The organism is Streptomyces sp. MK37H, assembly GCF_018035285.1.
Lineage (GTDB): Bacteria > Actinomycetota > Actinomycetes > Streptomycetales > Streptomycetaceae > Streptomyces > Streptomyces endocoffeicus.
Map to the genome: position 1 here is coordinate 1 of NZ_JAAAYH010000164.1, position 17,723 is coordinate 17,723.

Annotated in this window: 15 protein-coding genes; 13 read left to right on the top strand and 2 right to left on the bottom strand. The window is 70.6% G+C overall.

Going from position 1 to position 17,723, the window contains the following annotated elements; all coding sequences use genetic code 11:
• From GWI24_RS22690 to GWI24_RS22720, 7 genes are all read left to right on the top strand, one after another.
• Positions 1-2,287: amino acid adenylation domain-containing protein (locus tag GWI24_RS22690; protein ID WP_210947757.1), on the top strand; the 2,287-nt coding region annotated here is incomplete at its 5' end.
• Positions 2,288-2,307: 20 nt separating this feature from the next.
• Positions 2,308-2,877 carry a hypothetical protein gene (locus tag GWI24_RS22695; protein WP_210947758.1) on the top strand — a complete coding sequence of 190 codons (570 nt, stop codon included), beginning with the start codon at positions 2,308-2,310 and terminating at the stop codon, positions 2,875-2,877.
• Between the two features lie 196 nt (positions 2,878-3,073).
• On the top strand, positions 3,074-3,679 hold the full coding sequence (locus tag GWI24_RS22700; RefSeq protein WP_210947759.1) for a hypothetical protein: 606 nt from the start codon (positions 3,074-3,076) through the stop codon (positions 3,677-3,679).
• A complete protein-coding gene (locus tag GWI24_RS22705; RefSeq protein WP_210947760.1) occupies positions 3,676-4,830 on the top strand; it encodes an HlyD family efflux transporter periplasmic adaptor subunit in 1,155 nt (384 codons plus the stop codon). Before GWI24_RS22700 ends, GWI24_RS22705 begins: the two co-directional genes overlap by 4 nt.
• A complete protein-coding gene (locus tag GWI24_RS22710) occupies positions 4,827-5,591 on the top strand; it encodes an ABC transporter ATP-binding protein (protein WP_210947761.1) in 765 nt (254 codons plus the stop codon). The genes GWI24_RS22705 and GWI24_RS22710 overlap by 4 nt, the downstream gene beginning before the upstream one ends.
• Positions 5,588-6,790: an ABC transporter permease gene (locus GWI24_RS22715; RefSeq protein WP_210947762.1), complete on the top strand. Its 1,203-nt coding sequence runs from the start codon at positions 5,588-5,590 to the stop codon at positions 6,788-6,790. The genes GWI24_RS22710 and GWI24_RS22715 overlap by 4 nt, the downstream gene beginning before the upstream one ends.
• Positions 6,791-6,984: 194 nt before the next feature.
• Positions 6,985-8,358: a cation:proton antiporter gene (locus GWI24_RS22720; RefSeq protein ID WP_247616745.1), complete on the top strand. Its 1,374-nt coding sequence runs from the start codon at positions 6,985-6,987 to the stop codon at positions 8,356-8,358.
• Here GWI24_RS22720 and GWI24_RS22725 read toward each other — a convergent pair.
• Positions 8,345-9,106, bottom strand: a complete 762-nt coding sequence (locus GWI24_RS22725) for a polysaccharide deacetylase family protein (RefSeq protein ID WP_210947764.1) — start codon at positions 9,104-9,106, stop codon at positions 8,345-8,347. The genes GWI24_RS22720 and GWI24_RS22725 overlap by 14 nt on opposite strands.
• A gap of 41 nt (positions 9,107-9,147) precedes the next feature.
• A complete protein-coding gene (locus tag GWI24_RS22730; protein ID WP_210947765.1) occupies positions 9,148-10,536 on the bottom strand; it encodes an endo-1,4-beta-xylanase in 1,389 nt (462 codons plus the stop codon).
• A gap of 367 nt (positions 10,537-10,903) precedes the next feature.
• Here GWI24_RS22730 and GWI24_RS22735 point away from each other — a divergent pair, with 367 nt between their 5' ends.
• From GWI24_RS22735 to GWI24_RS22760, 6 genes are all read left to right on the top strand, one after another.
• Entirely contained in the window at positions 10,904-11,806 is a 903-nt protein-coding gene (locus tag GWI24_RS22735) for an MBL fold metallo-hydrolase (RefSeq protein WP_210947766.1), read from the top strand.
• Between the two features lie 40 nt (positions 11,807-11,846).
• On the top strand, positions 11,847-13,343 hold the full coding sequence (locus GWI24_RS22740) for a carboxylesterase/lipase family protein (RefSeq protein WP_210947767.1): 1,497 nt from the start codon (positions 11,847-11,849) through the stop codon (positions 13,341-13,343).
• A 266-nt stretch (positions 13,344-13,609) separates the two neighbouring features.
• Positions 13,610-14,899, top strand: coding sequence for an ABC transporter substrate-binding protein (locus GWI24_RS22745; protein ID WP_210947768.1), 1,290 nt, complete (start codon positions 13,610-13,612; stop codon positions 14,897-14,899).
• Between the two features lie 52 nt (positions 14,900-14,951).
• The gene (locus GWI24_RS22750) at positions 14,952-15,890 is read left to right on the top strand and encodes a carbohydrate ABC transporter permease (protein ID WP_210947769.1); all 939 of its coding nucleotides are present in this window, start codon (positions 14,952-14,954) and stop codon (positions 15,888-15,890) included.
• Positions 15,891-15,907: 17 nt separating this feature from the next.
• The gene (locus GWI24_RS22755) at positions 15,908-16,735 is read left to right on the top strand and encodes a carbohydrate ABC transporter permease (protein WP_164431802.1); all 828 of its coding nucleotides are present in this window, start codon (positions 15,908-15,910) and stop codon (positions 16,733-16,735) included.
• On the top strand, positions 16,732-17,723 hold a 992-nt coding region (locus tag GWI24_RS22760), incomplete at its 3' end, for a LacI family DNA-binding transcriptional regulator (protein ID WP_210947770.1). The genes GWI24_RS22755 and GWI24_RS22760, both read left to right, overlap by 4 nt.

Sequence of the window (17,723 nt, forward strand, 5' to 3'; positions counted from 1 at the left end):
GGATGTGGTGGCGGTGCTGCTGGGGATTGCCAAGGCGGGCGCGGGGTTTGTTCCGGTGGATCCGGCGTATCCGGCCGAGCGGGTCGAGTGGATGATCGAGGATGCCGGGCCGGTGCTGGTGATGTGCTCCGAGGAGACTCGGGGGTTGGTTCCGGCCGGGGTCGAGTGCATCGTGTGGGATCCGTCCGCAGTTCAATCCGCCGACGCGGACGCCGACGCCGACGCGGACGCGGCCCCGGCGCCGGTGGTCTCCGTGAGCGTGGACGACGTGGCGTACGTGATCTACACGTCGGGCTCGACGGGCCGTCCCAAGGGCGTGGCCGTCACGCATCGCGGCATCGGGAACCTCGTCAGCGCGCAGATCGACCGGTTCGACGTGGGCGCTGATGCGCGGGTGCTGCAGCTGGCGTCGCTGAGTTTCGACGCTTCGGTGTGGGAGCTGTTCATGGCGCTGCTCTCGGGCGCCGCCCTGGTCATGGCGGACCCGGACAGGCTCCCGCCCCACGGTTCGCTGGGCGCGACGGCCACGGTGCTGGGCGTCACGCATGTGACGGTGTCGCCGTCGGTGCTGGCCACGGTGGAGGAGTTGCCCGAGAGTCTTGGCACGGTGGTGGTGGCCAGCGAGGTGTGCCCGCCGTCGTTGGTGGAGCGGTGGGCGCCGGGGCGGCGGATGGTCAATGCGTACGGGCCGACCGAGGTCACCGTATGCGCGACGATGAGCCGGCCCCTGGAGGCGTTCGGCTCGGGCCCGGTGCCCATCGGGCGGCCCATCACCAACACCCGGGCATTCGTCCTCGATGAGCGTCTCCACCCCGTCCCCGCAGGTGTGCTGGGTGAGCTGTATGTCGCGGGTCCGGGCCTCGCACGCGGTTACCTCGGCCGCCCCGGCCTGACCGCTGAGCGCTTCGTCGCGTGCCCCTTCACGGGCGGGCGGATGTATCGCACGGGCGACCTCGCCAAGTGGACCGCGGACGGCCAACTCGTCTTCGGCGGCCGCGTGGACGACCAGGTCAAGGTGCGTGGCTTCCGGGTCGAGCCCGGTGAGATCGAGACCGCCCTCGCCGCCCACCCGGGCGTCGGCCAGGTGGCGGTCATCGCCCGGGAGGACCGTACGCGGGACAAGCGGCTCGTCGCTTACATCGTGCCGGACGGCTCGGTGGATGTGCCCCAGTTGCGGACGTTTCTCGCTTATCGGCTGCCCGACTACATGATCCCGGCCGCGTTCGTGACGCTCGACGCGCTGCCCATCACGGTGAACGGCAAGCTGGACCGCGCCGCCCTCCCCGCTCCCGACTTCACCGGCGCGGCAACGGCGGGACGTGGCCCCGAGACGCCCACCGAGGAGCGTCTCTGCGCGCTGTTCGCCGAGGTGCTCGGCCTGGACGAGGTGGGCGCCGAGGCGTCGTTCTTCGAGCTCGGTGGCGACTCGATCCTGGTGATGAAGCTGATCGCCCAGATCCGTGCCGTCCTCGGCGCCGAGGTCAGCATCCGCGCGCTGTTCACCGCCCCGACGGTGGCCGACGTGGCCCGGCTGCTCGACGGTACGGAGGACGGCACCGCCCCCATCGACTCCGACGAGACCGGCCTGTTGTTGCCGCTCCGGACCGAAGGCGACCGGCCGCCCGTGTTCTGCGTCCACCCGAGCACCGGGCTGGGGCGCTGCTACGCGGAACTCACGGACCACCTGCCGCCGGACCACCCGGTCTACGCCTTGCAGGCCCGCGGCTTCGGCACGGATGAGTCACTGCCACGGACGGTCGAGGAGATGGCCGCGGACTACGTGGCGAGGATCCGGACCGTGCAGCCGGCCGGGCCCTATCACCTCCTCGGCTGGTCGTTCGGTGGCACCGTGGCCCATGCGATGGCGGCGCTGCTGCAGCAGCAGGGCGAAGTGGTGGACCTCCTGGCCAGTCTCGATGGCTACCCCGGCGTAGACGAGGCGGAGCCGACCGGCGAGCCCGCCGGCCGGCCCGCCGAAGGGCCCCGCGGCGGGCGGCGCGGGCAGGTGCGGATGCTCTCCGAGATCCAGAGGGTCAACGCGAACAACAACCGGCTCCTCCAGCACCACACGCCCGGCGTCTTCCGCGGAGAACTGCTGCTCTTCGTCGCCACGGCGGGTGGGCCCGCGTCCGCCTCAGGGCAGCTGGCTCCGGACAGCTGGGCGCCGTACGTCGACGGGCATATCGAACCGGTCCGGATCGCCTCCGATCACGACGGGATGCTCACCGGAGAGCCCCTCGAAACGATCGGTCGCCTCATTTCCGCGCAGCTGCTGGCGAAGAATTAGGGAGAGGGTGGAGAGAGAGTATGGACGAGAAGGAGAACGCGGCCGCGGGTGAGCCGCCCGAGGGCGCGCGCCGACAGGGCAGATTAGGCATTCTGCTCGTTTCGCTGGGGGCCGCTCTGGCGATCGCGATGGTGGCGGGCGGATTGGGTTTCGCGTTCGGCTCCGACGATTCCCCGAAGTCCTCCGGTAGCGCTGGGGCGGGGGACAAGAAGGCCAAAAGCATGGCCTTCGTCGAATGCCTTCGGGACAACGGCGTGCCGGACTTTCCCGATCCCGCCGCGGACGGCTCGATTCTGCTCGACCCGAGCAGCGGCATAGACGTCAAGGGCGATGCGTACAAGAAGGCGGAGAAAGCCTGCGAGCGCCTGATGCCCGAAGGTCGCCGGGCCTCCCCGCCGCCCGGTGGGATGCCCGATCTGACGAAGTACGTGGACTGCATGCGGAAGAACGGCGTGCCCGAGTTCCCCGACCCGAAGGGCGGCGGCTTCGCCCCCGAGGAGGCCGGGATCGACGTCAAGTCGCCCGAGTTCCGGGACGCCCACAAGGCATGCCGGCAGCACCTGCCCGCAGGGGCGCCGGGGCCGGCGTAACCCCGCGCGGTGCCCTGCCGGGCGCCGCCTCTGCCCCGGTCCGCCGGACGACCCATCCGGCGGACCGGGGCTTCCGCATGCCCGGCGCGCCGGGACCTGCGCAGCTCGGGCCGTAACCCCCACTGAAACCTCGGCGAAACCGCCCCCTCGCTAAAACAGGAGGTACAGGAAATCCCGAAGGAATGGGGACAGTGGCATGGTGGTTATCACGGAGCGGCCGTCGGATGGCAGCGCCGCACCCAAGAAGAGGCTGCGGCGCACCACCGCAGTGGCGGCGCTGCTGACCGGGGTCGCCCTGCTCGCCACTGCCTGTGGCGACAACGACGAACCCGATAAGAGCGTGGCCAGCGTGGGCTCCGGGAAGAACTCGCAGTCCAAGCAGCCGGAGGCCGGTACACAAGGGGACGGGCTGAAATTCGCGGAGTGCATGCGGAAGAATGGCCTGCCCGATTTCAAGGACCCGAAGCCCGGTGAGGGCATGGGTGCCGGAATCGATCCGCAGTCGTCGGAGTTCCAGAAGGCGGAGAAAGCCTGCAAGCAGTACATGCCGGCGCCGCCCCCGCAGGAGGGCGGCGGCGGTCCGGGCGATGTGTGGCCGACCGAGGACAAGCTCAAGTACGCCAAGTGCATGCGCAAGAACGGCGTGCCCAGCTTCCCCGACCCGGACGAGAGCGGTGGCTTCAAGCTGGAGGTCGACCCGACCACACCGCAGTTCAAGAAGGCGGAGGACGCCTGCAAGCAGTACCAGCCCGAGTCCCTGCGCAACATGGAGCCCAACAAGCCCGGTGGGGGCTCGGCGTGAGTGCGACCCAGACCCCGACCGAGGACGAGGAAGCGAGCCCCCCGGAGCGGCAGAGCGCGCCACCACCGGCGCGGCGCAAGCGGCGCGGGCTGACCGCGATCGTCGTCGTGGCGATCGTGGTCGCGGCGGGCGCGGGCGTCGTCGTGGCCGATCCGTTCAAGAAGTCCGAGAAGGACTCGTCGACCAGGACCAGCGCCCCCACCGGGCTGGCGAAGGTCACCCAGGGCTCCCTTTCGGCCCGCACCCTGGAGAACGGGACGCTCGGCTACGCGGGTTCGTACGACGTCGTCAACAACGCCAAGGGCACCATCACCAAGCTGCCCGCCGTGGGCGATGTGATCAGCCAGGGCAAGGTGCTCTACCGCGTGAGCGGCAAGCCGGTGGTGATGCTCCAGGGCGCCGCCGAGCCGGTCTACCGCGATCTGGCCTATGGCGCCGAGGGCGCCGATGTGCGGCAGCTCAACGCCGCGCTCGTCAGCCTCAAGTACGCCACCAAGGCGCAGATCGACCCCGACTCGGACTACTTCAGCATGCAGACCTTCTACGCCCTCAAGGAGCTCCAGGAGGACGTCGGCCTGAAGGAGACGGGTGAACTGTCGCTCGGGCAGGCCGTGTTCCTGCCCGCCGAGGAGGTCCGGGTCATCAAGTCCGGGGCCGTACGCGGCGGACCGGCCGGGCAGGGGCAGAACGTCCTGCAGGTCTCCTCGACCAAGCGGCAGGTCACCGTCGAGCTCAACGCCAGCCAGCAGACCGGGGTGGCGGTCGGCGACAAGGTGACCATCACCCTACCCAACGGCAAGTCGACCGACGGCGAGGTGTCATCGGTGGGGAAGGTGGCGAAGCAGGCCGACGACAAGACCACCATCGAGGTGCAGATCAAGCCGAAGGACCCGAAGGCCACCGGTGGGCTCGACCAGGCGCCCGTCCAGGTGGCCATCGTCTCCGACACCGTGAAGGACGTGCTGTCGGTGCCCGTGAACGCGCTGCTGGCGCTCGCCGGAGGCGGTTACGCCGTCGAGGTCGTGGACGCGGGCGGCAAGCACAAGCTGATCCCGGTGCGTACCGGGATCTTCGACGACAGCGAGGGCAAGGTGGAAGTCAGCGGCGCCGGACTCGGGGTCGGCCAGAAGATCGCGGTGCCCGCCTCATGACCGGTGTGGAGACCGAGACGCGGCCGGTCGACGTCCGGACCACCGGCGAGCCGGTCCTGCAACTGGAGGACGTGACCAAGGTCTATCCGGGCGCCTCCCCGGTCGTGGCGCTGGACGGAGCCGGATTCACCATCCACCGGGGCGATCTGGTGGCCATCGTGGGCCCCTCCGGCTCCGGCAAGTCGACCCTGCTGCAGGTGATGGGCACCCTGGACCGGCCGACCTCCGGCACGGTACGGGTCGTGGGGGAGGACGTGGCCGCGATGTCCGACCGGGCACTGGCCGGGCTGCGTGCCACCCGGATCGGCTTTGTCTTCCAGCAGTTCTTCCTGGCCGAGCACGCCACGGCGCTGGAGAACGTGGCCGACGGGATGCTGTACTCGGGCGTCCGGCGCCCGGCCCGGCTGTCGGCGGCCGCCGCGGCCCTGGACCGGGTCGGCCTCAGCCACCGGATCCACCACCGGCCGTCGCAGCTGTCGGGTGGCGAGCGGCAGCGGGTCGCGATCGCCCGGGCCCTGGCCGGTGATCCGGCGATCGTGCTGGCCGACGAGCCCACCGGCAACCTCGACAGCGTCGCGGGTGCCGCGATCTTCAAGCTGTTCAAGGAGCTCAACGCCGAGGGCACCACCATCGTCATGATCACCCACGATCGGGAGCTGGCCGCCCGGCTGCCGCGCCGGATCGAGGTGCTCGACGGCCGCATCGTCGCGGACGTCATGTCGGCGGAGGACCCGCTGGACATCGAGAGGCGGTTGCCATGACCTCCACGGCCACCGCCCCCGGCCGGCTCCACCCCGCCGACCTGGGCCGGACCGCCAGCGTGGGCCTGCGCACCCGCCGGATGCGGGCCGCCCTGTCGGCGCTGGGCATCGCCATCGGCGTCGCCGCGATGGTGGCGGTGCTCGGGCTGTCGTCCTCCTCGCAGGCCGGGCTGCTCGCCGAGATCGACAAGCTGGGCACCAATCTGCTGAAGGTCACTCCGGGCCAGTCGCTGGGCGGCGGGGACGCCAAACTCCCCGTCGAAGCGCCGGGAATGATCTCCCGGATCGGCCCGGTCGAGGCGGTGCAGAGCACCGGCAAGACCGACGCCGAGGCGTACCGCAGCCCGCACATCCCGAGCCTCAACACCAACTCCCTCTCGGTGAACGCCGCCAGCCTGCGCCTCCCGGCCGCGGTGCGCACCTCGATGGCCCAGGGCAGATACCTCAACGCCGCCACCGCGCGGCAGCCGGTGGCCGTCCTCGGCTGGGACGCCGCCAGCCGGCTGGGCATCTCCCGGATCCACCCGGGCATGCGCATCTGGGTCGGCGGCCAGTGGTTCTACGTGTCCGGGGTGCTCAAGCCCGCGAAGCTGACACCGGAGATCGACTCGGCGGTGCTGGTGGGCTACGAGGCCGCGAAGACGTACCTGGACTTCGACGGCCACCCCTCCACGGTGTACGTACGGTCGGACACCGACCAGGTCAAGGAGGTCCGCAACGTCCTGGCCGCCACGGCCAACCCGCAGAATCCCAGCGAGGTCAGTGTCACTCAGCCGTCGGCCGCGCTCGAGGCCCGGGCCGCCGCGCGGTCGGCGCTGGACGGACTGTTCCTCGGGCTGGGGGCGGTGGCCCTGCTCGTCGGGGGCATCGGCGTCGCCAACACCATGGTGATCTCCGTACTCGAACGCCGCTCGGAGATCGGACTGCGGCGGGCGCTCGGCGCCACCCGTGGCACCATCCGGTTGCAGTTCCTCTCCGAGGCGATCCTGCTCGCCATGCTCGGTGGCGCGGTCGGGGTGGTGCTGGGCACGCTGGCGACGTTCGTCTACGCGGGCGTCAAGGGCTGGGAGACCGTGGTCCCGGTGCTCGCCTGGGCGGGGGGACTCGGCGCGGCCGTGGCCATCGGCGCCATCGCCGGGCTGCTGCCCGCCCTGCGCGCGGCCCGGATGCCACCCACGGAGGCGCTGCGAACGGTCTGAACCGAGCCGCCCGGCACCGTGGATCCCCCGTCCCGGTGCCGGGCTTCGGGCTGCCCGATACAGGGGAGACATGTACGCCCACGGCAACGTGGTTCGGCGTTGGCCCTCACGTCCAAACGTCCAAGTGCGCATTTCTCTCTGGGAGTTGGCTCCCCGAGACTGGGCGGAACCGGTGACGGGGGAGGGCCATGGCCATGAGTGGCAGTGCGCTGGAAGAGACCATCCGTGATGTACTGATCGGCCTCGCCGTGGTCGTACCCGCTGCCATCGTCTGCGGCCGGATCGCCCAGCGGCTGCGGCAGCCGGCGGTGCTGGGGGAAATCGCCGCGGGCCTGATGCTGGGGCCCAGTCTGCTGGGGCTGCTGCCCGGGAATCCGACCGCGGCACTGTTCCCGGACCAGGCCCGCCCCTTCCTCCAGCTGCTGGCCCAACTGGGCCTCGTCCTCTTCATGTTCGGGGTGGGGTATCACCTCGACGTGGCGCAGCTGCGTGGCCGGGGCCGCCAGGTGGTGTCGGTCTCGCTCAGCTCCGTCGCCCTGCCGTTCGCCCTGGGCACGGGCCTGGCCGTCGCCTTCGCGTCCTGGGGCCTCACCGAGCAAGGGCGGATGGGGCTGCTCGGCCCGGCGCTGTTCCTGGGCGCGGCCATGTCCATCACGGCCTTCCCGGTGCTCGCCCGCATTCTGACCGACCACGGTCTGGCCCGGGAGCGCATCGGCACCATGGCGCTCGCCTGCGCCGCCCTCCAGGACCTGCTGGCATGGGGCATCCTCGCCGTCGTGGTCGTCGTGGTGAACGCCGACGGCTCCTGGCCGCTCGCCCGGATGGCGCTGCTGTCCGCCCTCTTCGTCCTCGGCATGCTGTACGTGGTCAAGCCCGCGCTGCACTGGCTGCTGGCGCCCGAGCGGCCCTGGAACCGGGACAGCACACTCGTCCAAGGCGTGGTCTTCAGCGGTCTGCTGCTGTCGGCCTGGGCCACCGACGCGATGGGACTGCACACCGTGTTCGGCGCCTTCGTCTTCGGTGCCGTCGTACCGCGCCGCCTGCTCGAGGCCCACGCTCCGGAGGTGCCCGCGCGCATCGAGCAGTCGAGCCTGCTGCTGCTCCCGGTCTTCTTCGCCGTCACCGGGCTGTCCGTCAACTTCCAGGGACTCGGCGGCCGGGGCCTGGCCATGCTGCTCGCCGTGCTCGTCGCGGCCTGCGCGGGCAAGTTCATCGGTGCCGCGGCCGCCGCCCGGCTCACCGGGGCCACCCCACGGCAGGCCATCACCCTCGGCGTGCTGATGAACGCGCGCGGGCTCACCGAACTCGTCCTGCTCAACGTGGGCCTGGGCCTCGGTGTCATCGACGGCCGTGTCTTCACCGTGATGGTGGCCATGGCCGTGGTCACCACGATGATGACCGGCCCGCTGCTGCAGCGCCTGTTGCCGGCGCCCCCGTCGCGCACCGTCTACCGCGGTGGCGAACACGGGGGCGCCGGTGGCGCGGCGGAAGCCGGGGCAGGCCCGCGGCCGCTGCCGCGCGACGCGGCCGGAAGCGGTCAGCCGGATACGGCGCTCAGGGAGCCGTGACGACCGCGCCGCCACCCGCCCCGGCCGTGATCCTGCCGGGGCACAGTCCGCGTGCCGCGAGCCCGCTGAGGATCTGCGGCACGGCGCCGACAGTGGTCTGGTAACCGCCGTCGTGCATCAGGATGATGCTGCCCGCCCGCATGGTGGCGGCGGCCTGGACGATCTGCTGAGTGCTGGCCCCGTTCCAGTCCTGGGAGTCCACGCTCCACAGCACCTCGGTCAGCCCAAGACGGGCCCCATCGGCCCTGACCTGCGCGTTGGTCTCGCCGTAGGGCGGCCGGAACAGGGTGGGTGTCTGTCCGGTGATGCGCCGGATGGTGTTCTGGGCGCCCGCGATCTCGTTGTACGCCGCCGGTTCGCCGATCTGGGTGAGATGGGGGTGCGAGGTGGTGTGATTGGCGATCCACATACCCGCCGCCTGCTCGGCCCTGAGCAGGTCCGGATACTGGTCGGCGTGCTGCCCCCAGATGAAGAAGGTGGCCTTCGCGCCACCCGCCCGCAGGGCGTTGAGCAGCGCCTGGGTCGACCCCGGATTCGGCCCGTCGTCGTACGTCAGACCCACGTATCCACTGGGGCAGTTGGCCCAGGCCCTCTCGGCGTGCGCCGCGCCGTGCGCGGCCGCGGGCGACGGGGCGGCGGAGAACCCCGCCAGGGCGGCCGTCGCCGCGGCGACGAGCGCGAACCGCCGCGCTTTCCCGGTGTTTCTCGCGCCTGCGCGTCTTGCTGTGGCCTTCCTGCGTCCGGTCATGGTCCCTCCGGTAAGTGCGGGTGTGGTCCCCTGCCGTTCGGCTAGGAGGCGGTGCACGAGCCGATGGTGGGGGCCGACCAGTCCCCGTTCGCCATGACCGTGAAGCCGAAGCTGGTGGCCGCTCCGGCGCCCAGGTTGCCGTTGCCGTTGGGCCTCATCGTCATGACCTTGCCGCTGCTGTCCCAGCTGGGAGTGCCGTTCCAGGTGGTGGAGACGCTCTGCGCGGAACGCACGGTCACCGCCACCGTCCAGTCGCTGATGGCGGAGGATCCGGCGGTCACCGTCACCTTGCCGTTGAAACGGTCGCCCCACCGCTGCGTCTCGGAGTACGACGCGGTGCACGACTTGCCGCCACCGCCTCCGCCACCACCGCTGGTGCCGCCCAGCGCGGTGAGCACCGCGCTGTAAGCGGGCTTCTTGGCGTAGTTGTCGTCGAACAGCAGCGGGGTGCCACTGGCGCGCCACGAGTACTTGTCGGTGACACCCCATACGGTGATGCCGGTGCAGCGGGACACGGCCAGACACGCCTGGGTGACACGGCGGTAGCTGTCGGCCTGGGCCGTGCCGGAGCCCTCGATGTCCAGCTCGGTGATCTGCACATCGACGCCGAGGTCGGCGAAGCGCTGGAGGTTCTGCTGGTAGTCGCCGGGGACCGGGGACTGGCTGTTGAAGTGCGACTGGAAGCCGACGCAGTCGATCGGCACACCGCGCGCCTTGAAGTCCTTCACCATGTTGTAGACGGCGTTGCTCTTCGCGTTCTGGCCGTCGGTGTTGTAGTCGTTGTAGCAGAGCTTGGCGCCGGGGTCGGCCGCGCGCGCGGTGCGGAACGCCTCCTCGATGAAGCCGTCGCCGAGCTTGTCCTGGAACGGCGAACTGCGCCGCGCACCGCTGTTGCCGTCCTGGAACGCCTCGTTGACCACGTCCCAGGCGTAGATCTTGCCCTGGTAGTGCTGCATCACCTTGGTGATGTGGTTGTTCATCGCCGAGCGCAGCTCGGTGGCGCTCAAACCGCCCACCCAGCCGGGGAGTTGGGAGTGCCAGACCAGGGTGTGGCCGCGGATCTTCATGCCCTTGCCCTGGGCGTGGCCGACGATCTGGTCGGCGCTGCCGAAGTTGAACGAGTTCCGGGAGCTTTCGACGGCGTCCCACTTCATCTCGTTCTCGGGTGTGACGGCGTTGAACTCGGTGTCCAGCGTGGTGGCGTACGCGGATTCGCCGAGGTGGTTGGCGGCCACGGCGGCACCGAAGTAGCGGCCCTTGGCCGCCGCCGCGCCGCCGAGAGTGCTCGCGGCGCTGGCGGGACCGGACAGGGCCAGGACACCGGCCGCGGTGAGGAGGCCGACGACACCGAGGCTGAACGCCCTTCGGACGCGTAACCGAGGACGGTGAGCTCCGCGCTCCTGACGGGCCTGACGGGAATCGATGACCATTGCTGTCCCTTCTTCGGGCGGGCGGGTGGCAGTGGTGTGCCGATGGGCAGCGATCGATGCGGAGTATGCTGCGGGGCTGACGCAACGTCAACGCTTCTTCCGGAACGGTTCCGGTAGAAAGTTCGGCCGGTGCCGATGTCGCTTCGCCCCTGATCTGCGGCTCTTTGGTGTGTACGCCTGGTCATCGACGGCACAAAGGATCTCACCCCACCAGCCTCCGAAAAGTTTTCGGTGCTGCGGTGACGTGTTATCGGTCGTGCTGCCCGCCTCCGTCAGCGACTGCAGTCAGGTGACGGATACCGCCCGTGACCCACCTCGACGAGGATTCCGCTGCGAATCGGACTTCTCACGAACAAGGCGAATATCCATGCAGCAGATAACCTTGGCCGATGTCACCGTCACACGCGTCGAGGAATACTACGGATCCGTCGGCCTGACGCCCCGGACCTTCTTTCCGGAAAGCCCGGAGGAGATCTGGGAGGACAATGCCTCCTGGCTGGTCCCGGACTTCTACGACCCCGGCACCGATAATGTGCGGTCCGCGATCCAGACCTGGGTACTGCGCAGTGAGGGCAAGACCATTCTCGTCGACACCGGGGTGGGCAACCACAAGCACCGGCCCTACGCACCGGTGTGGAGCTATCTGGACACCGACTTCCTGGGGAATCTCGCCAGGGCCGGGGTGCGGCCGGAGGACGTCGACATCGTGGTCAACACCCATCTGCACGTCGACCACGTGGGCTGGAACACCCGTCTCGACGGTCGGCAGTGGGTACCGACCTTCCCGAACGCCACGTATCTCATCCCGGAGCGCGACTTCGAGTTCTGGAATCCGGAGAATGAGCACAAGCCACTGCTCGGCAGGGGCAATCAGAACGTCTTCGAGGATTCCGTCGCCCCCATACGGGAAGCGGGCAAGGCGCTGCTGTGGGACGGCAGCCTCGACATCGATGCCCATCTCCGTCTGGAACTCGCCCCCGGACACACACCGGGATCCTCCGTGCTCGCTCTCGATTCCCGAGGCGATCGCGCGCTCTTCGTGGGGGACCTGCTGCACAGCCCGGTGCAGATCGCGGATCCGGACACCAACAGCTGCTTCTGCGAGGACCCGGCCGAATCCCGAGCCACCCGCCGCCGGGTCCTCGGCCGGGCGGCCGATCGACACGCCCTGGTCTTCCCCGCCCACCTGGGCGGGCATGGCGCCGCCGAGGTGCGGCGCGAGGGCGGCACGTTCGCCGTCAAGGAATGGGCCGCCTTCGCACGCCTGTGACCGGCGGCTGGAGCGATACCGAGGAAGAGACACACCACGCATGACGAACCACACCACCGCCCCCCTCGTGATGACCTCCCACGGCGCGGTCCGCGGCCGCCAGGAGGAGCACGCCACCGTCTTCCGGCACATCCCCTACGCCGCCCCGCCACGTGGCGCCGACCGGTTCGCCCCGCCGACACCGCACCCGCCGTGGGACGGTGTCCGGGATGCCACCGCCGCGGGCCCCACGGCACCGCAGCCGAGGCGCGACGCGTTCGGCCACCTCGACATGTCCCCGTACTTCGGACAGGGCTGGGTCCCGGGCGAGGACTACCTCGCGGTGAACGTCTGGACGCCCGACACCACACGCGACGACCTGCCCGTGATGGTGTTCGTGCACGGCGGCGGCTTCGTGGCCGGGTCCACCCGGTCCGAGCTCTACGACGGCACCGCCTTCGCCCGGGACGGCGTCGTCCTGGTCACCCTCAACTACCGGCTCGGGGTACCCGGCTTTCTGCACCTCCCCGACGCCCCCGACAACCGGGGCCTGCTGGATGTGATCGCGGCGCTGCGCTGGGTCGGGGAGAACATCGCGGCCTTCGGGGGCGACCCGTCCCGGGTGACGCTCTTCGGCCAGTCGGCGGGCGCCACGATCGTGGGCGCGGTGGTGGCCGACCCACGGGCCGAGGGGCTCTTCCAGCGGGCGATCATCCAGAGCGGCAGCGGTCTGGGGGCGTTCAGCCGCGCCCAGGCGAGCCGGGTCACCGAGGCCCTCGCCCGCGTCCTGGGGACCGCCGCGACCGCGGAGGCGCTGGCGTCGGTCCCCGACGAGCGCTTCGTGGCGGCCATGCCTCGACTCGCGGGGATCGATCTCACGGTCGACGGGCGCTTCGATCCGCTGGTCGGCCTGAGCGCGTTCAGCCTCGTCCTGGACCAGCAGCCGGCCGAGGCGGTGGCCACCGGACGTGGCGCGGGCATCGATCTGCTGCTCGGCACGACCGCCGAGGAGGGCAACCTCTATCTGGCTCCGTCGGGCCACCTCATGTCCTCGACCGAGGAGGACGTCCACGCCACGGCGGCACGCTCCCACCCCGCCCCCGAGAAGCTGGTGGAGGTCTACCGCCGCGAGCGGCCCGGGGCGTCACCGGGCGAGCTGTGGGCCGCCATCATGACGGACGCCCTGTTCGGCGCGGGCACCCGGCGGCTCGCCACCGCCCACGCCCAGCACCCCTCGTCGCGTACCCACGTCTACGAGTTCGCCTGGCGATCGGAGGCGCTGGACGGGTGGCTCGGCGCCTCGCACGTCATGGAGCTGCCGTTCGTGTTCGACCGCACCGAGCTGCCGCGGCTGCACGGACCCGAGGCGATCCTCGGTCCGGCCGAGCCGCCCGCCGACCTCGCCTCCCGTGTCCACGCCACCTGGATCCGGTTCGCGAGGACGGGCGACCCCGGCTGGCCGCCGTACGACAGCGTGCGCAGGACGACGATGCGCATCGCCGGTACCTGGACGCAGGTGGCGGACCCCGGCGCCCAGGTACGGCCGGCCTGGGAGTAGCGCCACCATGGGCGCGCCATCGCGGGCGACCCGCACCCATCCGCACCGCGCGACCCGGACCCATCCGCACCGCGCGACCCGCACCCAACCGCATCACGGACGACCCGCACCCCATCCGCTCTCCGCAGCGGATGGGGTTCCGCGGGTGCGGTGTGCTTTCGGCCCCGGCAAGGGCTTGACCAGAGGCGAAGTGGCTCCTACATTCCTCACACCCTCGAGGTAGATCGATTAACCACTCGTTAACCGCCTGGTTGGAGACCCCCGCAGTGCATTCACCGCTGACTCGGCGCGGCTTCCTCGCCGCCGGTTCCGGCCTCGCCGCCGCGACCGTCCTGCCTGGCCTTTCCGCGTGCTCCGCGCTCACCGGGGCGGACTCCGATCCCGATACGCTCGTCGTGCACAGCCAGCTGGGCACCACCGCCCCGGGATCGCCCACCTACCTCGCGGCCCTCGACCGGTTCCGCAAGGAGCATCCGGGACTCAAGGTCAAGAATCTCATCAACGGCGACGACCTCGCGCAGGTCTACGAGACCTCGCGGCTGGCCCGCAAGGAGCCGGACGTCGTCATGGTCAACCTCTACGACAAGACGCTGGCGTGGACGGACGTCGGCGCCACGGTCGACGTCAAGGGCTATCTGGACGACTGGGGGCTGCGGGAGCGCGTGCTCCCGCAGGCGCTCGCCGAGTGGACCGACGCCAAGGGCAGGGTGCGCGCCTTCCCCTACTTCGCCACCAACTGGCCGATCGCCTACAACCGGGCCCTGCTGGACCGGGCGGGCGTCGACGCGATACCCACCACGGGCGACGAGCTGATCGCCGCGGCTCGTAAGCTCCGCGCCAAGGGGATCGCGCCGGTGACCGTCGGTGGCAACGACTGGACCGGACAGAAGCTGCTCGCCCAGATCATCCAGACCTTCCTCACCGAGGACGAGGCCCGGCACGCCTACTCCACAGGGGACTTCGGCAGCAAGGGCGCCCGGGAGGGCATCGAGTACTTCGTGACACTGCGCGACGCGGGTGTCTTCGCCGACAAGGCCCAGGGCCTCACCTCGGACTCGATGACCACGCAGTTCAACACGCAGGCCGCGGCGATCGAGTCGGCGATGTCCTCGGCGCTGGCCAAGGTGGAGCCCAAGGTGGCCCGGCACACCGAGGTCGGCGGGTGGCCGCTGGCCGACGGCGCCGTGCACGACAAGCCCACCATCCTGCGCACCTACACCCTGATCGGGTTCTGGATCAGCCCGAACGGCACCAAGAAGATCGACGCCGTCGAGAAGTTCCTGCGCTTCATGTACCGGCCCGACACCGTCGCCCGGTTCATCAAGGAGAGCGGCCGCGACATGGCGCTGCGCTCCGACACCGTAAGCACCGATTTCCCGCTGGTCGCCGCGGCCCAGCGGCTGGGCTCGACGGTGAGCCAGGCGCTGCTGCCCGATGTGTATGTCCCGCCCGCCGCCGCCCAGCCGCTGATCACCGCGACCAGCACCTCCTTCACTCGCGGCACCAGCGCCGCGAAGGTCCGCGCCGCGCTCGAGACCGCGTACCGCTCCGCGTGAACCGCCCGCCCGTTCGCTCATATCCCGAGCCCGACTCCACGGGAGCCACCTCATGACGACGCTGACGTCGCCCCCGGGCGGGGCCGCGGTCCGCCACCCCGCACCGCCCGCCACCACAGGCCGTATCGGCAGACCCCGGCAGGGCGGCACCATCCTGGCCGTCCCGGCGCTGGTCTGGTACGCGGTCTTCATGATCGGACCGGTGATCGCCATCTTCGTGATCGCCGCCCTGCACTGGCCGGGCATGCTCCAGCCGGTGTCGTTCGCCGGGCTCGGCAACGTCCGCACGGTCCTGGACGATCCCGTCTTCTGGGACGCGGTGCGCAACACCGCCGTCCAGCTGGCGGTGGCAGTGCCGATCATGATCGTGTGCGCCTACATGCTGGGCTACTACGTGGCGCAGAAGCCGCCCGGACACCGGGTGATCCGGTATCTGCTGTTCATCCCCGGCCTGATCTCCACCCCCGCCAAGGCCATGGTGTTCTACGCGGCGCTGTCCCCGGACGGGCTGGTCAACGGCGCGCTCGACTCCGCGGGGCTCGGTTCGCTCACCGACGCCTGGCTCGCCTCGCCATCGACGGCCCTGGCCTGTCTCATCGCCCTGGACGTGTGGAGCGGGATCGGCTTCACCGCCGTCCTGTTCGCCGCCCGGCTCGACAGCGTCCCCGACGACCTCGGCGAGGCGGCGCAACTGGACGGGGCCGGGCACTGGCGGACCATGTGGCGCATCCACTTCCCCGTGATCCGCGACTATGTCGGCGTCGTCACCATGCTGCAGTTTCTGTGGACCCTCTTCGGCTCGGCGCAGCACGTGCTGCTGCTCACCCAGGGCGGTCCCGGCAGCTCGTCCACGACGCTGTCGTTCCTCGTCTACCAGAAGGCGTTCATCGCGGCCGACCTGGGCTACAGCCAGACCGTCGGCGTCATCCTCTTCCTGGCCGGGCTCGTCGGGCTGCTCGCCATCCGCCGCGCGTTCCGCCAGAACTACTGATCTTAAGGCGGCTCACCATGAAACTCGGCAAGCGCTGGCTGCCCGCACACATCCTGGTGTGGACCTACGCGGTACTGCTGATCGTGCCGCTCTACTACTTCCTCGCCTCCGCGTTCAAGAGCAACGAGGAGATCTTCGCCCATCCCTTCGCGCTGCCCGAGTCGTTGGGCTTCGGCAACTTCCGCACCGCCTACGACAGCGCCGACCTGGGCACGGCCGTCGTCAACTCCGCCCTGGTGACGGTCCTCGCCCTGGCGCTGACCCTGCTGCTGGCGCTGCCCGCGGCGTTCGCGCTCGCCCGCTCGACGGGACGGCTCGCCTCGGCGATGGAGAAGGTCTTCTCGCTGGGCTTCCTGATCCCCACGTTCGCGGCGCTCTTCCCCACCTTCCTGCTCGCCGCCGCCACCGGGCTGTTCCACACCCGGCTGTTCATGGTCTTCTTCCTGCCCGCGACGGCGATGCCGCTGTCGGTGGTGATCCTGGTGCAGTTCATGCGGACCATCCCCAGGGAGATGGAGGAGGCCGCCCGGATGGACGGGGCGTCCACCTACACGGTGCTGCGCCACATCTACATACCGATGTGCCTGCCCGGCATCGCCACCGTGCTCCTGCTGAACTTCCTCACCTTCTGGAACGAATACCTGTACTCGCTGGTCATCATCGGCCCCGACCCCGAGCAGCGCACCGTGCAGGTGGCCCTGCCCACCCTCAAGGCCATCACCGGCACCGACTACGGGGTCCTCACCGCCGGCACCGTCCTGACCCTGATCCCCGTATGGGTCGTCTACACGGTGCTCCAGAAGCGCATGCAGCAGGCGCTCATCAACGGGGCGGTCAAGGCGTGAGCACGACCGCCGCGAAACCGGGACGGCGCCCCACCATCAAACAGGTGGCGGCCGCCGCCGGGGTGTCCACCGCGGCCGTGTCCCAGGCGTTCAACGACAAGGGCCGGCTGTCTGAGGCCACCCGGCAGCGCATCCTGGACACCGCGACGGAACTCGGCTGGTCGCCGAGCGCGTCCGCCGCCGCCCTGCGCAGCGCCCGCACCCGCACCCTCGCCCTCGTGGTCAGGCGCCCTACCGATGTGCTCGGCGCGGACCCGCACTTCAGCGAGCTGATCACCGGTATCGAGGGTGAACTGGCGCCCCGCGGCTACGGTCTGCTGCTGCACCTGGTGGCCGGGGCCCAGGAGGAGAACGCCCTCTACAAACGGCTCGCGGCCGAGGGCCGCGTCGACGGCGCCGTCCTGACCGACGCCCGCGCCGACGACCCGCGCCCCGCCCTGCTGGCCCGCCTCGGACTGCCCGCCGTGCTGCTCGGTCCGCCCGACCGCGCCGCCGCCGTGCCCCGCGTCGGCCTCGGCCACCAGGACGCCGCCGTCGAGGAGGTCGTCCGTCATCTGCTCGGGCTCGGACACCGGCGGATCGCCTATGTGGCGGGCCCCGCCGACCTGAAGCACACCCGGCTGCGCGGCGGTGTCTTCGAGACCGCCCTCCGGCAGGCGGGCCTGCGGCCCTACGCGGTCCTGCACACCGATTTCACCGAAGTGTCCGCCGTCGCCGCCACCCAGGCCCTGCTGGACGCCGCCGACCGCGCCACCGCGATCGTCTACGCCAACGACTCGATGGCGATGTGCGGCATCGGCGCCGCCCAGCGCGCCGGGCTGCGTGTCCCCGACGATCTGTCGGTCGTCGGCTATGACAACCTGCCGCTCGGCCGCTGGCTGCACCCCCGGCTGACCACGGTCGACCAGCAGGTGCAGCGGGTCGGCGCGGCCGCCGCCCGGCTGCTCCTCGCGCGCTGCGGCGAGGACGTCGAGGAGACGGCGCTCGA

Excerpts from the sequence above, each read along its gene's own strand:
- GWI24_RS22750 (WP_210947769.1), top strand. The coding sequence starts at position 14,952 with ATGACGACGCTGACGTCGCCCCCGGGCGGGGCCGCGGTCCGCCACCCC.
- GWI24_RS22700 (WP_210947759.1), top strand. The coding sequence starts at position 3,074 with ATGGTGGTTATCACGGAGCGGCCGTCGGATGGCAGCGCCGCACCCAAG.
- GWI24_RS22730 (WP_210947765.1), bottom strand. The coding sequence starts at position 10,536 with ATGGTCATCGATTCCCGTCAGGCCCGTCAGGAGCGCGGAGCTCACCGT.
- GWI24_RS22710 (WP_210947761.1), top strand. The coding sequence starts at position 4,827 with ATGACCGGTGTGGAGACCGAGACGCGGCCGGTCGACGTCCGGACCACC.
- GWI24_RS22695 (WP_210947758.1), top strand. The coding sequence starts at position 2,308 with ATGGACGAGAAGGAGAACGCGGCCGCGGGTGAGCCGCCCGAGGGCGCG.
- GWI24_RS22720 (WP_247616745.1), top strand. The coding sequence starts at position 6,985 with ATGAGTGGCAGTGCGCTGGAAGAGACCATCCGTGATGTACTGATCGGC.
- GWI24_RS22740 (WP_210947767.1), top strand. The coding sequence starts at position 11,847 with ATGACGAACCACACCACCGCCCCCCTCGTGATGACCTCCCACGGCGCG.
- GWI24_RS22755 (WP_164431802.1), top strand. The coding sequence starts at position 15,908 with ATGAAACTCGGCAAGCGCTGGCTGCCCGCACACATCCTGGTGTGGACC.
- GWI24_RS22735 (WP_210947766.1), top strand. The coding sequence starts at position 10,904 with ATGCAGCAGATAACCTTGGCCGATGTCACCGTCACACGCGTCGAGGAA.
- GWI24_RS22715 (WP_210947762.1), top strand. The coding sequence starts at position 5,588 with ATGACCTCCACGGCCACCGCCCCCGGCCGGCTCCACCCCGCCGACCTG.
- GWI24_RS22725 (WP_210947764.1), bottom strand. The coding sequence starts at position 9,106 with ATGACCGGACGCAGGAAGGCCACAGCAAGACGCGCAGGCGCGAGAAAC.